Here is a 19603-nt window from a genome sequence, read left to right as displayed (position 1 = left end):
CAAAACTTAAATGATGGAAAAGAGAGAATTATATAATTCTCTCTTCGGAGGCGATTGCCATACCCGCTCTGATATCAGAACGGGTTCCATGTGGCGCTGGGTGTCAGCTTGAGATAGCCGATATTCACACCAAGACGGGCACCAACACCGGTGCGAACCGGCACCAGCAGAATGTTTGAGCGTTTCAACACGTTGAAACCGGCACCGGCAATCACATAAGCAGAGCCGGAAACACCGGCATAACGGCCATAGAGCATGTTTACATCATCAAGATTGTAAACCAGCATCATAACGCGCGAACCCTGACCACCAAAATCCCAGCCAAGGGACGGTCCCTGCCAGTAGGTTTTGTGGTCGCCGGCATTCTTTGTATAGAGCGTGCCTTCGCCATAGGTCAGGCCGCCGACAAATGCACCGGAACCTTCTTCGCCCAGAATATAGCCGTTTGGCAGGCCATAGCTCTGGAACACTTTTTCAATTGCAGAAGCAACGCCGCCTGATGTTGAACCAAAAAAGCGATGTCCGGAGGCAACAATTTCCTCCATGCTGAAGCCTTCATTGGCCTTGGCCTGCTGCGGTAATACGCTGATCAGAGCCAATAATCCTATTATGACCGATGCAATCTGCATACGGAAAGAGGACAGGTTTAGGGTAGCCATAAAAATATCCTTCTGGCTGCTTGGCTCACTCTGTCTGACGCGGACACTCAACTTCCCGAACGGAAATGACAGTCCATATTCTTTGAAGCGTGATGCAAATTTATAATCGCATCTGCTTTAAACCCTGTTCGGACGCGCAATTCTGATGATTGCTTTGTCCGGTGTGTATTCTGTTTTACGCGGGAACATGCATCTCAATGCTGAAAACCGCCCATGCTATTCTGCATGTAGAAATCTGATGCCTATTGTGCGTCAAAAACCTTGTTGAAGTGTTTATATGAAAAATTGTCCTTTCAATGGCTTAATGAAACGGCATTAAAGCGGTTTTTGTTAGCTTATTCGGTAATCATTAAGCCTCTTGGCGCATAATTGCGGCACACGGATGCCCTGATGCTCTGTTAGCAGTTTATGTTCCGGTGATTCGTTTTTGTTGCGGCAAGCTATTGCCTGCGCAGGCACACCGGAGATTGATGATTTAAGCCTGCCAGCGGGCAGATATGAAATTTGGAGATGCGATCAATGTCTTTGCCTGTTGTTCTTTCTGCGGTTGATCTGGGTGCGCTGCTGTGTAGCCGCATTTGCCACGACATTATTTCGCCTGTCGGTGCGATCAATAATGGTCTGGAACTGCTGGAAGAGGGCGGTGCGGATGAAGATGCAATGGCGCTGATTGCTGCCAGCGCGCGCAATGCATCTGCCCGTCTGCAATTTGCCCGTATTGCTTTTGGTGCTGCCGGTTCTGCTGGTGTGCAAATTGATACCGGTGATGCGCAGAATGTAGCGACATCCTACATGGCGAATGAAAAGCCGGAATTTACCTGGACCGGTAATCGCGCTTTCCTGCCGAAAAATCAGGTGAAGCTGCTGCTGAACATGATCCTCATCGGTATTTCCTCTATTCCTCGCGGCGGCAATCTCGATGTTGTTATGGAAGATGTGGAAACAGATCCGAAAATCAGTATCAAAACACGCGGTCGCATGCTGCGCGTGCCACCGAAATTCAAAGAACTGCATGAAGGCAATATACCGGAAGAGGCGATTGATGCGCATTCCGTACAGCCTTACTACACGCTGTTGCTGGCGCAGGAAGCTGGCATGGAAATCATCATTGATGTGAGTGAAGAAGAAATCGTCTTCCGTGCACAGAAGCTTGAAGTTGAACCTGCCTTTGAAGGTGATGTGCCTGAAAATGATGACGGAACAATCGCAGCGGATGCCGGTACACTGGCTGACGATTAATCCGCTTTACTGATTTGTAAATTCAAAAAGCCGCGCCGGTTCATGACTTGCGCGGCTTTTTTTTAAAGCATTTCCAGCAAAAGTGGGCACCGGTTTTGCGAAGGATAATGCGACCAAATAAAGGATTTAGAGCGAGCGCTATGATCCAATCTGGACGCAAACCGCTCTAGAGCATTTCACAGTCAAGTTGGATCAACTTGACGCCCGTGATAATGCGGCAAATTAAAGAATCTAGAGCGAGTACTGTGATCCAATCTGGATGTAAACCGCTCAAGAGCATTTCACAGTCAAGTTGGATCAACTTGACGCCCGTGATAATGCGACCAAATTAAGGATCTAGAGCGAGCGCTATGATCCAATCTGGACGAAAACCGCTCTAGTCTCCTGAATTGAAGGCAATAAAAAACCCCGCAAGAGCGGGGCTTTTGTATGGGCGGAATGGCATAAAATCTTATGCGATTTCGCGATGGTCCACGCTGTCTTGATCGCGCAGCACATAGCCACGACCCCAGACAGTTTCAATATAGTTCTGGCTGCCGGAAACAGCATCGAGCTTCTTGCGCAATTTGCAGATGAAAACGTCGATGATTTTCAGTTCCGGTTCGTCCATGCCGCCATAGAGATGGTTGAGGAACATTTCTTTGGTGAGGGTTGTGCCCTTACGCAGAGAAAGCAACTCCAGCATCTGATATTCTTTGCCGGTGAGGTGAACGCGCTGGCCGCCGACTTCAACAGTCTTGGCATCCAGATTAACGATCAGATCGCCGGTTGTAATAACGGACTGTGCATGACCTTTCGAACGACGAACGATTGCATGAATACGGGCAATCAGCTCATCTTTATGGAAAGGTTTAGTCATATAGTCGTCGGCGCCGAAGCCCAGGCCGCGAACCTTATCTTCAATACCAGCCATACCGGACAGGATGAGGATAGGGGTTTTTACCTTGGAAAGGCGCAATGTGCGCAGCACTTCGTAGCCTGACATATCCGGCAAGTTAAGATCGAGCAGGATAATGTCATAGTCATAGAGCTTGCCCAGATCGATGCCTTCTTCGCCCAGATCTGTCGTATAAACATTGAAGCTCTCAGACTTGAGCATCAACTCGATGCTTTGTGCGATCGCACTATCGTCTTCAATCAAAAGAACGCGCATCTTCAGAATCCCTTTTTTCCGCCGCTTAACCTGATCCAGCAGTTAATTGCCTAACAGCACTCGCTTTGAACCAAGTCTGCCACCGAATGGTTAACAAAATATGATTCTTATTGGCAATAGTAAATATGGTTCCGATAGAATTTTCATCTAACTATTTGAATATACTGAATAAACACTCAGAAAATTTCTTAATAAATTAGTTTAAGAAATCGTTATAAGTGACTCAATGGATTCAAAGTTTTAATGTTGCTGAAAAAACACAGTTAATTTACCTAGCCTTAAGTCCTAACGGCTATGATTAACGCTGTACGTAAAGGAATGGTTACCAAAAGCCCGAAATCTTAATTTTTTGTTTCGAAATTCAGTGATTTCTTTGCGTCGAGGGTGCTCACAGGCTGTGTGCGGTTAAAATATGAGCCTGTGTCGTTGGTGTTCAAGGAGTAATGCGTATGAAGCCACGTGAAAGTCTTGTCCGGCTGAAGCTGTTTCAGGTTAAAGAGAAGCGCCGGCAAATTGGTCAGCTCGATTTGATGATGGGCGAGTTTGAGCGGATGGCCGGTGAGCTTGATGCGCAGATCCAATCAGAAGAGCGTAAAGCAGGGATTACCGATACGGCACACTTTGCCTATCCGACCTTCGCCAAAGCAGCGCGACAGCGTCGTGATAATCTGTTTGATTCGATCCGCGATCTGATGTATCAGAAAGATGCGGCCGAAACCGATCTGAAAGAAGCCGAAGCCGATCTCTCCCGCGCCGAAGCGCTGGAAACCCGCGACGGTAAAGTCAAAGAGATTGAAGAGGCGCCAATCTATGATCGTCGCGTCATGATCGGCTAAAGATTTCGGCTCTGATGGCCTGCAAATGGCGACTTTTTACGCTTCCGGTGCTCATGTACCAATAGTACATTCCGCTCCGGTTCTCAAAATTCACCATTTTCGTCTCATCATAACCAAAATCTAACCAGTTCTGCTTCGTTGAGTTGCTCTGACATTCAGAGCACCTGCTACAGCTTTACAAATGCATAATTCCTTAAACCACACGGTCTAAGGAATTATGCATTTTTTTGTTTTTGGGCCTGTATTGGTGAGGGTGAGGCGGAGCGAACTAAGCCTCTAAAAACAAAGAAAGCCGGAGAGCAGAACTCTCCGGCTTGATCTGTAGAATGCGCCGCTATGCGGCATATCCTTATCTCGTGTTCATCGCAGACCTCTTTGCAGAGGGGAGATGAATTTAGTGTCTGTATTGTTGAATGCGTGTTGTCCGCAAACCGGCGAGACCATGCTCGTCGATGGACAACTGCCAAGACAGAAACTCTTCGACTGTCAGCGTATAACGCTGGCAGGCTTCCTCAAGACTGAGGAGGCCACCGCGAACAGCGGCAACAACTTCAGCCTTGCGGCGGATAACCCAGCGCCGTGTATTAGACGGCGGGAGGTCTGCAACGGTGAGCGGACTTCCATCCGGACCGATGACGTACTTTACTCGTGGTCTTACCAGATCGGTCATTGTACTCTCTACACAACACTCAAGGACCTAATCACGCCTCACGATAGCGTCACAGCTTTAAAAAAGAGCTAAACACTTGGTAAGGCTCTGGTAATAAATAATAATTTTCGTTAAAGAATATGCGCAATTCGCTTAAAAACGCCGTATTTTAGCCGTTTTGAGGCTGTTTTCGGCATTTTAGCCGCAAAATAATTTATTAAAAAAACTCCTTTTCCCTGCGGCATCTTGGCAAGGCAGGGCACAATGGCCTATATAAGGGGAGAATTTAAAGCAAGATATCGGGTTTTCACCCGGATATGGACTGAAATTATGAAACTGAACAGCCTCGATTTGCCGGGAAAACCGGAAGATACGCGCATTGTTGTTGCAATGTCAGGGGGCGTTGATTCTTCTGTTGTTGCCGGTATTCTCAAGCGTGAAGGCTATGATGTTGTTGGTGTAACCCTTCAGCTCTATGATCATGGCGCTGCCGTGCACCGTGCCGGTTCCTGCTGCGCAGGACAGGACATTGAAGATGCGCGCCGCGTTTCCGAAAGCCTCGGTATTCCTCACTATGTGCTGGATTATGAAGCACGCTTCCGCGAAGCCGTGATTAACCCTTTTGCCAACAGCTATGTGAGCGGTGAAACACCGATTCCGTGTGTTGCCTGTAACCAGACAGTGAAATTTGCTGATCTGCTGGCCACAGCGCGCGATCTGGGCGCAGCAGCGCTTGCGACCGGTCACTATATCCGCAGTGGTGAGAACGGCGATCACAGAGCTCTATTCCGCCCTGTGGATGCTGATCGTGACCAGAGCTACTTCCTTTTTGCCACCACGCAGGAGCAGATTGATTATCTGCGCTTCCCGCTTGGTAATCTGCCAAAGGCGCAGGTTCGTGAGATGGCTGAGGAAATGGGGCTGACTGTTGCTAAGAAGCAGGACAGTCAGGACATCTGTTTCGTACCGCAGGGTAAATATTCAGACATCATCGCACGTCTGAAGCCTGAGGCTGCCACACGCGGGCACATTGTGCATATTGATGGCCGTGTATTGGGTGACCATGATGGTATTGTGCATTACACAGTAGGGCAGCGCCGCGGTATTGGCATTGCCACCGGTGAGCCGCTTTATGTGGTGCATCTGGATGCCGTTCATGCGCGTGTTATCGTTGGCCCTCGCGAAGCGCTTGAAACGCATAAAGTGTTTCTGCGTGATGTTAACTGGCTCGGCGATGGTGCACTGACTGACTTGCCTGCGGAAGGTATGGAAGTTTTTGCCAAGGTGCGTTCAACACGTCCGCCAAAGCCGGCTGTTCTGCATCATGCTGTCGGACAGACCTGGGTAGAGCTGATTGACGGCGAGAGCGGTATTGCGCCGGGGCAGGCTTGTGTTCTGTATTCTGACGACAGCAATACGGCACGCGTGTTTGGCGGTGGCTTTATTGCCCGTTCAGAACGGGCGCCGGAAGCAGAGAAGATGCTGCGTGAGCTGACAGGTAATACTGCAGGCACGACATCAAGTTCAGTTTCGGCTGCCTGATTGACTAAAGCAGTTTGGGATCCGTTTGGATCGCAATAATGCTCAGGCTAAAGCCTGAATTATTACCGGAGCAGACAGGCTGAATATATTGCCTGTCTGCTCCGTTTTTATGATTGATGTACAGGGTAGTTGCTGCTTTTATCTGTGTAGCAATACAGCGTCTGTATTGGCATTTTTAATGCATCTTCATGAAGGCTGAACCGGCAAGATGGTCTGTGTTTGAGCGCTGCATTCTTGTAGTTGATATTCCCGAAATAAAGTTTGCAAAAATTGCGTCTGAAAGTGTTGCTATGTAAATTTTAACACTCAGGGCTGAAGCACATATCTTCAGGATTGATGCACTTCATCAATATAATTGAGGTGTCGTTTTTATTCTGAAAAGAGTGTTGAAATTCATGCGTTTAATGAATTATTAAATCATTAATTTAGGTCGTTATAATTCTATTTCAGGTTGTGCTGCTTTAAAGCGACGTTTGCAGCAGAAGTTTTTTGTTAGGCGCAATCGGAGTAGGTATTCCGCTGCTCGGCCGGTTCAAAATAACTGGTTTAATAAATCGAGAAATACAGTGCTGAAGGTAATCGCGTTACTGCGATGTGAGCACAAATGACTCCGGTTCCCCCCCGTTTATATGTGCTGATCAGGCATCAGTTCACCACCATTCATCTATAAAAAGATGAAGCCCCAGACTTGGGGGTGGTCTTTTACTGGTTGCGCGTCTTTGTCTCTATGCTTGAAACAGGGCTGTGCCTGTCAGGCTAGGGTGGTATCGCTCATTTATATTACAAAGATATGCATGCGAGGTTGATCGCACAATGTTGTGTATGAAAACCTTGTAAATACAGTAGGGTAAGCTTGGTTTAAGTGAAGTTTGAACGTGTCAGGCAAGACAATGCAATGCCGGAAGCTGTCGCAACATTTAGGCTATCAAAATTGCCGGACATTGGAATGCGCGCCGTTTGCAGAGATGACAGAAGATGTTTCGGCAGGCCTTCTCCCTCGGTGCCCAATAAGAGGGCTGTGCGACCGCTCACAGGCAGTTCATAGAGTGAGTGTGTGCCCTGCGGTGACAGTGCAATCAGGTTGATGCCCGCTTCAGCAACGGTTTTGACAATATCGTCAATGTTACCGTTCTGCACATAGGGAATTTGCAATGTTGCGCCGACGGAAACCCGGATTGCTTTCCGATATAGCGGGTCACAGCAGGTATCATCCAGCAATATGCACGAGGCCTCAAACGCTGCTGCATTGCGGAAAACGGAACCGATATTGTCATGGTTCGATATCCCGCAGAGAATAACGATTAATCCATTCTCAGGCAGGTTTTGAATTATATCATTGATATTGTTTTGATTTTTTCTTTTGCCGACTGCAAGAACGCCACGGTGGACATTAAAGCCAGCTATCTGATCCATATCCGAAGATGAGACGGAATAAACGGGCACATGGGAAGGGCAGAGGGATAGAATATCCTGCATACCCGCCAGTTTGTTACCGGTTATTAGCAGTGACTCTGCTTCAAAAATGGAGGAATTAAGCAGAACGCGCAAGACAACTTTGCCTTCTGCTATAAAGCGAGATTGACGACCCGTCAGATCTCTTTCCTTGATATTGAGATAAGCGCCAAGGCGCTTATCTGCTATATCATTGATAAATATGACTGAATTATTATTAATCTGATGGTTCATCAGTTTCAGTTTAAGCGAATGCTTCCCGTCTTTTCTCGCTGCGTGCCAGATAAAGACTACCTAATGTTGAAAGCACCAACTCGATATGAGGAGATGAAACAACATAGTAGATTGTCTGGGCATCACGTCTTGTGAAAACAAGATTAAGTGCGCGCAGTTTTGCGAGGTGTTGCGATAATGCAGACTGGCTTAAGTCAATTGCTTTCGCAAGACTTCCAACAGACATTTCATTATGAAGCAGCTTGCAAAGGATCAGCAGCCTTTTATTGTTTGCCAATGCTGACAGAAAGTCAGCAGCCTGATCCGCGTTATCGACAAGATTAGCGTAGATGTTATCATGTTTCATGTGCGGTCCTACCCCCGTATGACAGCAATTTTGATAATGCGCTTATAAGGAAAATATCAGCGCACTATTACAACTACCAATAGAATTGATATTTGCAAGAATTATTTTAAAATGGTGAGAACAATTACCTGTTTAGAACTGGATAAACTGTTTTAAAACGCTTCCGTATTTTTTATTATTAGCGAAATCTAAAATAACTAAATTATAGTTTTAAACATAAAGGCATATAAGGAATATGTTTCAAACATTTTGCATTATCAAACTGATATATATATTAGTTGATAAGGTCAAAAATACGTAGGTTTGAGGACAAGAGCGCATTTTCGTGATCATCGGGTTCTTGTAAATTTTTGATCACATTTTCTAAAATTTCGTAATGTATCTGAAGCAGAGCTAAGGATAGAAGCTCTGCCTGAGATATTTCCGGCTTTGGTGGACAGTTAGAGTGTCGCGCAGAGACCATTATTGCAGACTGATTTGGTCTGCCTGTTGCTACACCAGAATATCTTCCGGCTTTAAATGAAAAGCTTTGCCAAAACCGCCGTTCAGACCGGCACTTTCTATATTCAGGCGGAAAATTACAAAATCTCCGAGATCAATATAGAGTTTGACCTTTGGGCGCTTTTCCAGGAACAGATCCCGTAGCCGCTGGTATCCCTCTTCGCCGCGTGTAAATTTTTCAGCCGAGCAGGCAAGCGTAATGCGTGGGTGCACAAGCGGGTCGCCTTTGTCTGCCGGTTCACCAAGCAGCAGGGAGCAGACAGGGTTTGCATCGAGGGCAGGGGTGTGAGTGGCAAGACCAGAGGCAAGAAGGAGCGGCGTGTTGTCATTATCTGTGGTGATCGCCACGCGTGTCACACTCGGACGACCGGTGGCAGGATCCAGTACAGCCAGCGAGCCATAAGTGGCACTTGTGATCAATTGTAAGGCAAGCGCACGCGCTTCATCTGTCGTTTGCTGGATAACGTCTTTTTTCTCACTCATAATCCGGCCTCAATTTTTCTATCTTGTTGTGGTGTATCAATAGCTTGCGTAACGTCTGGTACGGTGCGCGATTCTTCATTTGAATGACGCAAACAGGCTGATTATTATCAGCTAACCACAAAAAAATCCTGCATTCTTCAATGAACTGAAACGGTTGAAAATATGAAATTTTGATTTAAAATCAAAGATATATTCTTTCCTCCTAATTGATCCGCCAGAATATTTTTTCCACGCCTTTGACCAAGACGTAAATTCGACTTGCCTTTTTGCCGTGCAAAATGCTTCTGTACGCCTCAGACTGCAACGTGGGGCGTTGCAGCTTGTTATCGGGTGGAGGCCTATAATGAAATTTCATACTAAACTTCTTGCTGCGACCGCTTTGACAGCCGCCATGATGGCCGGCTTCTCCGGCGCTGCATCTGCAAAAACGCTGGTATATTGTTCGCCGGCTTCGCCAGAGGGTTTTGATCCGGCTCCTTATACCGGTGGTGATACTTTTGATGCGTCTGCGCATCCGGTTTATAACCGTCTGGTTGAGTTCGAAAACGGCACAACAGTTGTTGAACCAGGTCTCGCAGAGAAATGGGAAGTATCCGCAGACGGCCTGGAATATACATTCCATCTGCGTAAGGGCGTAAAATTCCAGACAACAGATTTCTTCACGCCAACCCGTGATTTTAATGCTGATGACGTTCTGTTCTCGTTTGATCGTCAGCGTAACAAAGACAATCCTTGGCATGAATACACTGCCGGTATTTCCTATGAATATTTTGACAGTATGGAAATGGGCACGCTGATCAAGGATATCGTCAAGGTTGACGATAATACCGTCAAGTTCGTGCTGACCCGTCCTGAGGCACCGTTCCTCGCCAATATTGCGATGCCTTTCGTATCCATTATGTCGAAAGAATATGCGGATAAGCTGGACGCAGAAGGTAAAAGAGAAAACCTTAATCAGTTCCCAGTCGGAACCGGTGCGTTTACTTTTGTAGCCTATCAGAAAGATGCGGTTATCCGCTTTAAGGCGAACCCGGATTATTGGGGTGAAAAGCAGAAAATCGACGATCTGGTTTTCGCAATCACAACTGATGCTGCCGTGCGCGCGCAGAAGCTGAAAGCCGGCGAATGCCATCTGATGTCTTATCCGGCTCCGGCAGATATTAAAGGCTTGCAGGCTGACACCAATCTTAAGGTTGATGAGCAGGCTGGTCTGAACATTGCCTATTTTGCTTACAACACTCTTGTAGCACCGTTTGATAAGCCGGAAGTCCGTAAGGCGCTTAATCAGGCTGTGAACAAGCAGGCTATCATTGATGCCGTGTTCCAGGGGTCAGGTCAGGTTGCCAAGAATCCAATCCCGCCGACAATGTGGGGCTATAACAACGCGATCGAAGATGATAAATATGATCCTGAAGCCTCGAAAAAGGCTCTGGAAGCTGCAGGCGTAAAAGACCTGAAGATGAAGCTTTGGGCTATGCCTGTAAGCCGTCCTTATATGCCGAATGCACGTCGTACAGCTGAACTGATGCAGGCTGATCTGGCTAAAGTCGGCGTAACAGCTGAAATCGTATCGATGGAATGGGGTGAATACCTCAAGAAGTCGGGCGAAAAAGATCGTGACGGCGCGGTTATCCTCGGTTGGACCGGTGATAATGGTGATCCGGATAACTTCCTTGGCGTGTTGCTCGGCTGTTCGGGTGTTGGCAGCAACAACCGTGCACAATGGTGCTACCAGCCGTTTGAAGATCTGATCCAGAAGGCAAAAATCACTTCCGATCAGGCTGAGCGCGTTAAACTTTATGAGCAGGCACAGGTAATTTTCAAGGAGCAGGCTCCTTGGAACACACTGGCACATTCCACAGTTTATGTGCCGATGTCTGCGAAGGTAACGGGCTTTAAGATGAGCCCACTCGGTGACTACCGTTTCGACGGTGTTGATGTTTCCGAGTAATTTTTAAAGGAGAATGACCGGGCGCTGAATAAGATTTATTCGGCGCCCGGTCTTACTGTATCCATGATACGATTCATTTTAAGCAAAATTGCCTATCTGGTACCGACATTTCTGGGTATCACTATTCTTGCTTTCGGCTTCGTGCGCGTTTTGCCGGGTGATCCGGTACTGCTTATGGCAGGGGAACGCGGCGTTTCGCCTGAGCGACATGCGGAACTGATGAAACAATTCGGTTTTGATCAGCCAATGTGGCAGCAATATCTGGATTATATCTGGAATTTGCTTCATGGCGATTTCGGCATGTCTATGGTCACTAAAAAACCGGTTATTACCGAGTTTTTCACGCTTTTTCCGGCGACAGTCGAGCTGGCGCTTTGCGCTATTGTGCTCGCGGTTCTGATCGGTATTCCTGCTGGCGTTTTCGCAGCGGTTAAGCGCGGCTCCTGGTTCGATCAGACATCGATGGGCGTAGCACTGGTCGGCTACTCCATGCCGATTTTCTGGTGGGGCTTGCTGCTTATCATCCTGTTCTCTGGTATTTTACAGTGGACGCCGGTATCAGGCCGTATTTCGCTGATGTATTTCTTCCCGCCGGTTACAGGTTTTATGCTGATTGACAGCTTGCTGTCAGGACAGAAGGGGGCTTTTGCCTCTGCGCTTTCGCATCTGATCCTGCCAACGGTGGTCTTGGCAACAATCCCGATGGCTGTGATTGCCCGTCAAACCCGTTCCGCTATGCTGGAAGTGCTGGGTGAGGATTATGTCCGCACAGCGCGTGCCAAGGGCCTCGGACAGCGCCGTGTTATAGGTTTACATGCTTTGCGCAACGCGCTCATTCCGGTTGTTACCACAATCGGTTTGCAGGTCGGTGTATTGCTCGGCGGTGCTATTTTGACCGAAACTATTTTCTCCTGGCCGGGGATCGGTAAATGGATGATCGACAGTATTTTCCGTCGTGACTATCCGTCAGTTCAGGGCGGTTTGCTCCTGATCGCCATCCTTGTGATGGTTGTTAATCTGGCAGTTGATTTGCTTTACGGCTTAATCAACCCGCGCATCCGGCATAAGTGAGGTTTCCAATGAGTAATTCTACAGTACCAATGGAAAAGCCGGTTGATGTGTCGTTCCGACGCCAGCTTGCAGATTTCTGGTTTTATTTCAGCGTTAACCGCGGTGCGGTTCTCGGCCTGATCGTCTTTGTAACGCTGGTTCTGGTGGCTGTTTTTGCACCTTTGCTGGCTCCCCATGATGCAACACAGCAATATCGTGATGCATTGCTGACCCCGCCGGTCTGGCAGGAAGGCGGCAAAGCTGCATTTCTGCTCGGTACGGATGCGGTTGGCCGCGATGTTCTGTCCCGTCTGATTTACGGCTCGCAATATTCGCTGTTTATCGGTCTTGTAGTGGTTGTTCTGTCCCTGATTTCCGGTGTGACCGTTGGTCTGATCGCCGGTTTCTTCGGCGGTGCGGTTGATACAATCATCATGCGCGTGATGGATATTATCCTGTCCTTCCCGTCGCTTATTCTGGCGCTGGTTCTGGTTGCCATTCTCGGACCTGGTCTGATGAATGCGATGATTGCTATTGCTCTGGTTTTGCAGCCGCATTTTGCACGTCTGACCCGTGCGGCAGTGATGGCTGAGAAAAACCGTGAATATGTGATTGCAGCAAGACTTGCCGGTGCCAGCCGTCTGCGTCTGATGTTCAAGACCATTCTGCCGAATTGCATGGCGCCACTGATCGTGCAGGGCACTTTGTCCTTCTCCAATGCGATCCTTGATGCTGCGGCTCTGGGCTTCCTTGGCATGGGTGCACAGCCACCGACACCGGAATGGGGTACAATGCTGGCCGAAGCGCGTGAATTTATTACACGTGCCTGGTGGGTTGTAACTTTCCCGGGGCTTGCCATTCTGATCACTGTTCTGGCCATCAATCTGGTCGGTGACGGCCTGCGCGATGCGCTTGATCCAAAACTGAAAAGGAGCTGATGATGGCTCTTTTGGAAATTAAAAATCTGACAGTTGCCTTTGATACATCTACGGGTGCTTTCAAAGCGGTTGATGGTATCGACATTTCAGTCGATGCCGGTGAAGTGTTGGCGATCGTTGGTGAATCCGGTTCCGGTAAATCAGTCGGTATGCTGGCGGTTATGGGGCTTCTGCCTAAAACCGCAACAGTGACGGCTGACAAGATGTTGTTCGACGGTCGTGATCTGCTCACAATGAGCGAGAAGGATCGCCGCACGATTATCGGTCGTGAAATCTCCATGATTTTTCAGGAGCCTGTTGCCAGCCTTAATCCGTGTTTTACGGTCGGTTTTCAGCTTGAGGAAGTGTTGCGCTTTCATCTTGGGCTGGGCAAAACGGAACGCCATAAACGGGCCATTGAACTGCTTGAACTGGTTGGTATCCGCGATGCTGCTGATCGTCTCGGCAGCTATCCGCATCAGATGTCCGGCGGTCAGTGCCAGCGTGTGATGATTGCTATCGCGATTGCTTGCAATCCGAAGCTGCTGATTGCCGATGAGCCGACAACAGCGCTTGATGTGACCATTCAGAAGCAGATCCTTGATCTCTTGATGCGCTTGCAGGAAGAGCACGGTATGGGGCTGATCATGATTACCCACGATATGGGTGTTGTGGCAGAAACCGCAGACCGTGTGATTGTGCAGTATAAAGGGCACAAGATGGAAGATGCGGATGTGCTCTCATTGTTTGAGAGCCCGCAAAATCCTTATACAAAGGCTTTGCTTTCGGCTTTGCCGGAAAATGCAACCGGTGACCGTTTGCCGACTGTTTCGGACTTTGCATTGCAGAATGCCGCATCGTCAGGAGCAGCGATATGAGTGAAATCGTTCTTGAAGCCCGCAATATCGTACGGGATTATCACAGCGGCGGCGGCTTGTTCTCTAAGGCGAAAACAGTCCATGCGGTGAAGAATGTCAGCTTCTCGGTCGAGAAGGGTAAGACACTTGCTATCGTTGGCGAGAGTGGTTGCGGTAAGTCTACACTTGCCCGCATTCTGACCCTGATTGACCCGCAGACATCCGGCGAACTGCTGATTGACGGTCATCCGGTCAATATCGAGACCGATGGCCTGACCCGCGAAATGCGCCAGCGTGTGCAAATCGTGTTTCAGAACCCGTATGGTTCGCTCAATCCGCGCCAGAAAATCGGTGATGTTCTGGCGGAACCTCTGCTGCTGAATACCAATATGTCAGCAAAAGAGCGTCAGGAAAAAGCAATGCAGATGCTGCTCAAGGTCGGTCTTGGCCGCGAGCACTTCAACCGCTATCCGCATATGTTCTCCGGTGGTCAGCGTCAGCGTATTGCTATTGCCCGCGCACTGATGCTCAGCCCGCGCCTGCTGGTGCTGGACGAGCCGGTATCAGCGCTTGATCTGTCTGTGCAGGCACAGGTGCTCAATCTTCTCGCCGATTTGCAGGAAGAGTTTGAGCTGACCTATGTTTTCATCAGTCACGATTTGTCGGTGGTTCGCTATATCGCTGATGAAGTGATGGTGATGTATTACGGCGAAGTGGTGGAATATGGTACGCGCGATGAGGTGTTTAATCATCCGCGCCACGACTATACCAAGAAGCTGTTTGCTGCCACACCACGCTCGGATGTTGATAGCATTCGTCAGCGCGTTGCTGAGCGTGCGAAAAAACGCTCTGCTGCTTAATGCAGGGTAGGAAATAAAAAAAATACCGCGCTGATCATTCAGCGCGGTATTTTTTTGTCTGTTGAAACGGATTATCGTCTGTGACGGGTGAGGCTGCGTACCACATCATCAGCGGAGATTTTACCAACAATCGCCCCGTTATGTACCACGCCGACATCGCCGTTATTGCGCACCATTGCCTGCATAATATCCTGTATGGATGTATCGGGTTTAGCCGTTGCTGCGAACGGGCGGGGCGGGGCACTGCGATCAAGCGCGGACATAATGTCAGCCGCAAGCAGAACACCGAGCGGGTTCATATTGGCCACAAAATCCGCCACATAATCATCGGCCGGATTGAGCAGAATATCCTGCCCGCTGCCACATTGAATGATGCGGCCGCCTTCCATAATCGCAATACGATTGCCCAACTTCATCGCTTCATCAAGATCATGGCTGACAAAGACGATGGTCTTCTTCAGGTGATCCTGCAAATGCAGCAGTTCGTCCTGTAAACGTGCACGGATCAGCGGATCGAGCGCTGAGAAGGGTTCATCCATCAGCAGGATCGGTGCACCGGTGGCAAAGGCACGGGCGAGGCCGACACGCTGCTGCATGCCGCCGGACAATTCGCCGACTTTGCGCTTCGCCCAATCCTGCAAGCCGACCAGCTCCAGCTGATTTTGCACAGCCTCTATGCGCGCCTGCTTGCTCAGGCCTGCAATTTCCAGTCCGAAGCCAACATTGTCCTCAACCGTGCGCCAGGGTAGCAGGCCGAATTGCTGAAATACCATAGAAATCAGATGCGTACGCAGATGCCGCAATTGGGCAGTGCCTGCTCCCGTCACGTTGATTTCTTCACCCTGATTATAAACGGTGACACAGCCGCGGCTGATCGGGTTAAGGCGGTTGATCGCGCGCAAAAGCGTGGATTTCCCCGAGCCGGACAGCCCCATAAGAACTAGCAGCTCGCCGTCACGGATATCCAGCGAACAATTGTGAACGCCGAGGATATGTCCGGTTTCCGTCTGAATTTCTGAACGGCTGAAGCCCTGATCGGCAAGGTCGAGCGCGTTTTCAGTTTTATTGCCGAAAATGATGCTGATATTTTGAAGACTGATTGAAGCCATGATTATTTTTCCTTGCCCGGACGGAAGATGCGGTCGAGGATGATGGCGACAACAACAATCACAAGTCCTGCTTCAAAGCCGAGTGCGGTATTCACTGAGTTGAGTGCCCGCACAACCGGCACACCAAGGCCGTTGGCACCGACAAGTGCCGCAATCACAACCATAGACAGGGACAGCATGATGGTTTGTGTGAGGCCTGCCAGAATTTGCGGCATGGCATAAGGCAGTTCAATTTTCCAGAGCAACTGGCGACGGGACGCACCGAAAGCCTCACCGGCTTCAATCAGATGTTCCGGTGTTGAGGAAATACCGAGATGGGTCAGGCGAACAGGGGCAGGCAGCACGAAGATGGCTGTAGCCAGTAGTCCCGGAACCATACCAATGCCGAAAAACACAATCGCCGGAATGAGATAAACAAAGGTCGGCAATGTCTGCATAAGATCAAGGATAGGGCGCACTATGGCATAGAGCCTTGGCCGGTGCGCTGTGGCAATACCAATCGGCACGCCAAGTGCCATACAGATGAAACAGGCTGAAAGCACCAGCGTGAGCGTTTCGAGTGTTTGATCCCAATACCCTTGATTGAGAATGAACAGAAAGCCGGCGACAGTCAGAACGACGGTCGAGATTTTTCTTTGCAGCCCCCATGCAATCGCTGCAAAAATAGCGATCAGCACAAAAGGATGCGGAAATTGAAGCGCGGCAAGCAGGCCGTCAATCAGGGTTTGCATAACGGCAGCGATGCCATCAAACAGCCAGCTCAGATTTTCAGTTAACCAGGTGACAGTATTTTTAGCTGTCCGCCCGACGGGAATTTTTTGTGATGTCAGCCAGTCCAAAAGTCAGGTCCCCGTTTTCCTGCATTGTATAAATATGAGCTTGCTCCTGCTGTAATAGTATAAATATTACAGCAGGTTAAGCCTTAGAATATTTCAGGTCTGTTACAGACCAAAAGACTGTTTAACTGTGGCAAGGCCGTCTTTGCCGTCAACAGTGGTCACGTCTTTCAGCCACAGGGTGATCGCATCCGGATTGGCCTTGATCCATGCTGTTGCAGCTTTGGCCGGTTCTTCGCCGTCATCAAGAATTTTGCCCATGATCTGGTTTTCCATTTCAAGGGTGAATTCAAGATTGGTCAGGAACTTGCCGACATTCGGGCATTGCTCTGTATAGCCGTTCCAGACATTGGTTTCGACTTTCGCGCCGCCAAGATTAGGGCCGAAGAAGTCATCGCCACCGTCAAGATAGCGCATATCAAAGCGGGAATTCATCGGATGCGGCTCCCAGCCAAGGAAAACGACCGGTTTTTTGGCTTTAATGTCCTTGGCAACCTGCGCCAGCATGCCCTGTTCCGAAGATTCAGCCAGTTCGAAGCCTTTGAGATCAAAGGCACCTTTGGAAATCATGTCGAGGATCAAGCGGTTACCGTCATTGCCTGGCTCAATGCCATAGATTTTATTGCCAAGCTTGTCTTTGAATTTGGTGATATCGGCAAAGCTTTTCAGCCCTTCGTCATAGGCAGAAGCAGGCACAGCCAGCGTGTATTTAGCGCCGGTCAGATTGGTGCGCAGTGTGATCACAGTTTTATCATCAAGATAAGGTTGCAGATCCGCGGCCATAGACGGGTTCCAGAAGCCGAGGAACACATCGATATCTTTTTTGCTTAAAGATGCATAGGTCACCGGAACAGACAGGATTTTAATGTCTGTTTTATAACCGAGGCTTTTCAGAATCTCAGTGGCTACTGCCGTGGTCGAGGTAATATCGGTCCAGCCTACATCAGAAAACCGGATTGTGGAGCAGGCTTCGGGCTCAGCAGCAAAGGCACCGGCACTGCTGGCTAGTAGTGCTGTGCAGGCAATTGCCAGAACTGATTTCCGGCGTTTTGCCGGAGAGAGTGAGGACAGATGTTTCGAGGGCAGAAAGCGCATAAGTATCTCCATTGACCGGATTATATTTACTTCTGTAAGAGCGTTTTCCCAAAAACTGCTCTGTCTGCATATTTTGACGCAGTTTCGGGCAAAAAGTGCTGCACGTTGATTGTGCGTCATGCTCCGGCCCTCAAAATCTAAACAAGCATCAAAATCTGCAGTCATCAAGCGGTTTTGTAATAGGGGAATCCGCAAACACGACAATTAAAGTCGGAATGAGGCAGGCTAAAAATATTATTCAGTAATTTCAAGGCTAAAGCTGAAAATTAAATTCTGCCTGCCCCGTTGAACTCCGCGCATTACATTTTATATCAGTCAATAATTGCATGAAGTTTGTTTTGTAACAGAGCATTCGGTGCCGCCATTCTAAGACCCTCAAGGGGGCTTTTTCTCTGACCGGATCCCGTTGTTGCCTGAATGCCTGTTGTGAAGTTTAAAAAATCGCTGCTGTTGCGTATTTCCATGAAACTATGCAAGGGTTTACGGGAAAAATGCTGTTTTCCGGCAGCTCCTTTTAAGGAAGCCGGACAAGTGCAGAAACGAAGGACAATACCGTGACGATCATCGGAAACATTTTTGCTTTTGCCGGACGCATGATTGTAGCGCTGCTCCGGCTGATTGCAGTGCCGTTCAGAGCTTTGTGGCGTGTTTATCAGGGGCAGAGTGTCTTGTGGAAAACTCTGATCGCTGTTGTTATTCTCGGCTGGGCAGGCCTTTACTGTTATTTTGTCGTGCAGACGCAGGTCTGGACAAACTTTGATCCGGACTACCCTTCAAAATATGCCTATCAGACGGCAGTTACTCCGGGCGAGGCGGTCGACCCTGCCAAGGCTGCGCCGCAACCTGCCGCACCGGTTGAGAACACAACACCGGCTGATACGACCACAGCACCTTCCGAAAACGCTACGGAAAACAGTGTTGCCCCTTCCGAGCCGGCAGCACCGCAACCTGCGCCGCAAATGGCAATGTCTCAATCCACATCGCCGCGTGTGTGTGCGCCATCTGCCCTTGCAGAGGTTACGGCAGATTTGACAGACTTCAATGTTAATCAGAACGCATGGATTTCCTCCATGCTGTTTTATAAGACCGGCTTCTTTGGTCTGGATTGGGATCGCACACCGTTTCTGGATAATAAGGCCTCGTTCCAGCGTGGTGTGCATTCAGCTGTGCGCCGTACAACGATTGAACTGGTGGATTCTCTCGGGCGTCTGCGTGGTACATCACAGATCGACAATGATCTGCAAAAAGCCCGTGGTAATATGCAGTTCCGTGAAGACACATGGTATTTCGGTCTGAGCCCGTTTGGCCCGAAAACCCCGACACCAAGCTACTATCGTTCTGCAATTCAAGAATTGCGGGCTTTCAACACGCGTCTTGAAAAATGTGAAGCAACATTCGATGCGCGCGCTGATAACCTCATTCAATATGTGGATCGCATTGCCAGTGATCTCGGCTCGACCTCTGCCATTCTGAAAGACCGTGCTGATAATTATCATGCTGGCTGGTTTGATACCCGTGCAGATGACCGGTTCTGGTTTGCCTATGGTCAGCTCTATGCTTATTACGGTCTGATCCGCGCAACCCATTCCGACTTTAAAGCTGTATTGGCGGAAAAGCACCTCGATGGATTGTGGGATACGATGGAGCAGCAATTGCGCTCGGCACTGGATATGCAGCCAACTATCGTTTCCAATGGCCGTCAGGATGCGTGGTTCACACCGTCTCATCTGACCACAATGGGTTTCCATATTCTGCGTGTGCGCTCCAATCTGGTGGATATCCGTCAGGTTCTGGAACGCTGATTATCAGAGCAGCTATGTTTTAAATCACTCTG

At 48.9% G+C, this 19603-nt stretch carries 17 protein-coding genes and 1 pseudogene; 9 read left to right on the top strand and 9 right to left on the bottom strand.

Annotated elements, in window-relative coordinates; all coding sequences use genetic code 11:
• Positions 1-74: 74 nt before the first annotated feature.
• Complete coding sequence (locus P8H26_RS09215) at positions 75-659, bottom strand: DUF1134 domain-containing protein (protein WP_289632633.1); 585 nt, start codon at positions 657-659, stop codon at positions 75-77.
• Between the two features lie 519 nt (positions 660-1178).
• Between P8H26_RS09215 and chpT the strand changes: the two are divergent.
• Positions 1179-1805 (top strand): annotated as a pseudogene (gene chpT / locus P8H26_RS09210) (histidine phosphotransferase ChpT); the annotation flags it as partial.
• Between the two features lie 544 nt (positions 1806-2349).
• On the opposite strand, the gene ctrA reads toward chpT, so the two are convergent.
• Positions 2350-3051 (bottom strand): response regulator transcription factor CtrA, encoded by a 702-nt coding sequence (gene ctrA, locus P8H26_RS09205; RefSeq protein ID WP_289632632.1) that lies wholly within the window; start codon positions 3049-3051, stop codon positions 2350-2352.
• Between the two features lie 449 nt (positions 3052-3500).
• On the opposite strand from ctrA, the gene P8H26_RS09200 reads away from it, so the two are divergent.
• Positions 3501-3887 carry a flagellar export protein FliJ gene (locus P8H26_RS09200; RefSeq protein WP_289632631.1) on the top strand — a complete coding sequence of 129 codons (387 nt, stop codon included), beginning with the start codon at positions 3501-3503 and terminating at the stop codon, positions 3885-3887.
• Positions 3888-4281: 394 nt separating this feature from the next.
• Here P8H26_RS09200 and P8H26_RS09195 read toward each other — a convergent pair whose 3' ends face one another.
• Complete coding sequence (locus P8H26_RS09195; protein ID WP_075655983.1) at positions 4282-4557, bottom strand: DUF1153 domain-containing protein; 276 nt, start codon at positions 4555-4557, stop codon at positions 4282-4284.
• A gap of 309 nt (positions 4558-4866) precedes the next feature.
• On the opposite strand from P8H26_RS09195, the gene mnmA reads away from it, so the two are divergent.
• Positions 4867-6078, top strand: a complete 1212-nt coding sequence (gene mnmA, locus P8H26_RS09190; RefSeq protein ID WP_289632630.1) for a tRNA 2-thiouridine(34) synthase MnmA — start codon at positions 4867-4869, stop codon at positions 6076-6078.
• An 858-nt stretch (positions 6079-6936) separates the two neighbouring features.
• Here the strand turns inward: mnmA and P8H26_RS09185 are convergent.
• The 3 genes from P8H26_RS09185 to P8H26_RS09175 all read right to left on the bottom strand — a co-directional run bounded on the left by P8H26_RS09185 (position 6937) and on the right by P8H26_RS09175 (position 9094).
• Positions 6937-7764 (bottom strand): RNA methyltransferase, encoded by an 828-nt coding sequence (locus P8H26_RS09185; RefSeq protein ID WP_289632629.1) that lies wholly within the window; start codon positions 7762-7764, stop codon positions 6937-6939.
• A 10-nt stretch (positions 7765-7774) separates the two neighbouring features.
• Entirely contained in the window at positions 7775-8110 is a 336-nt protein-coding gene (locus P8H26_RS09180) for a helix-turn-helix transcriptional regulator (protein WP_289632628.1), read from the bottom strand.
• A 492-nt stretch (positions 8111-8602) separates the two neighbouring features.
• A complete protein-coding gene (locus P8H26_RS09175; RefSeq protein WP_289632627.1) occupies positions 8603-9094 on the bottom strand; it encodes a HugZ family protein in 492 nt (163 codons plus the stop codon).
• A 343-nt stretch (positions 9095-9437) separates the two neighbouring features.
• Here P8H26_RS09175 and P8H26_RS09170 point away from each other — a divergent pair, with 343 nt between their 5' ends.
• From P8H26_RS09170 to P8H26_RS09150, 5 genes are all read left to right on the top strand, one after another.
• Positions 9438-11045, top strand: a complete 1608-nt coding sequence (locus P8H26_RS09170) for an ABC transporter substrate-binding protein (RefSeq protein WP_289632626.1) — start codon at positions 9438-9440, stop codon at positions 11043-11045.
• A gap of 63 nt (positions 11046-11108) precedes the next feature.
• A complete protein-coding gene (locus tag P8H26_RS09165; RefSeq protein ID WP_289632625.1) occupies positions 11109-12116 on the top strand; it encodes an ABC transporter permease subunit in 1008 nt (335 codons plus the stop codon).
• An 8-nt stretch (positions 12117-12124) separates the two neighbouring features.
• Entirely contained in the window at positions 12125-13033 is a 909-nt protein-coding gene (locus P8H26_RS09160) for an ABC transporter permease subunit (RefSeq protein WP_289632624.1), read from the top strand.
• Between the two features lie 2 nt (positions 13034-13035).
• A complete protein-coding gene (locus P8H26_RS09155) occupies positions 13036-13890 on the top strand; it encodes an ABC transporter ATP-binding protein (protein WP_289632623.1) in 855 nt (284 codons plus the stop codon).
• Positions 13887-14729, top strand: a complete 843-nt coding sequence (locus tag P8H26_RS09150) for a dipeptide ABC transporter ATP-binding protein (RefSeq protein WP_289632622.1) — start codon at positions 13887-13889, stop codon at positions 14727-14729. Before P8H26_RS09155 ends, P8H26_RS09150 begins: the two co-directional genes overlap by 4 nt.
• Positions 14730-14800: 71 nt before the next feature.
• Here P8H26_RS09150 and choV read toward each other — a convergent pair whose 3' ends face one another.
• From choV to P8H26_RS09135, 3 genes are all read right to left on the bottom strand, one after another.
• Positions 14801-15838 carry a choline ABC transporter ATP-binding protein gene (gene choV, locus P8H26_RS09145; RefSeq protein WP_289632621.1) on the bottom strand — a complete coding sequence of 346 codons (1038 nt, stop codon included), beginning with the start codon at positions 15836-15838 and terminating at the stop codon, positions 14801-14803.
• 2 nt (positions 15839-15840) lie between these two features.
• A complete protein-coding gene (gene choW / locus P8H26_RS09140) occupies positions 15841-16677 on the bottom strand; it encodes a choline ABC transporter permease subunit (RefSeq protein ID WP_289632620.1) in 837 nt (278 codons plus the stop codon).
• Between the two features lie 102 nt (positions 16678-16779).
• Entirely contained in the window at positions 16780-17769 is a 990-nt protein-coding gene (locus P8H26_RS09135) for a choline ABC transporter substrate-binding protein (protein WP_289632619.1), read from the bottom strand.
• Between the two features lie 593 nt (positions 17770-18362).
• Between P8H26_RS09135 and P8H26_RS09130 the strand changes: the two genes are divergently transcribed.
• On the top strand, positions 18363-19571 hold the full coding sequence (locus tag P8H26_RS09130; protein WP_289632699.1) for a DUF2333 family protein: 1209 nt from the start codon (positions 18363-18365) through the stop codon (positions 19569-19571).
• The last annotated feature ends 32 nt before the right edge of the window (positions 19572-19603 follow it).

The organism is Pseudochrobactrum sp. sp1633 (genome assembly GCF_030376605.1).
Lineage (GTDB): Bacteria > Pseudomonadota > Alphaproteobacteria > Rhizobiales > Rhizobiaceae > Pseudochrobactrum.
The sequence above is the reverse complement of the archived record's forward strand: the minus strand, read 5'-3'. Positions and strand labels throughout refer to the sequence as shown.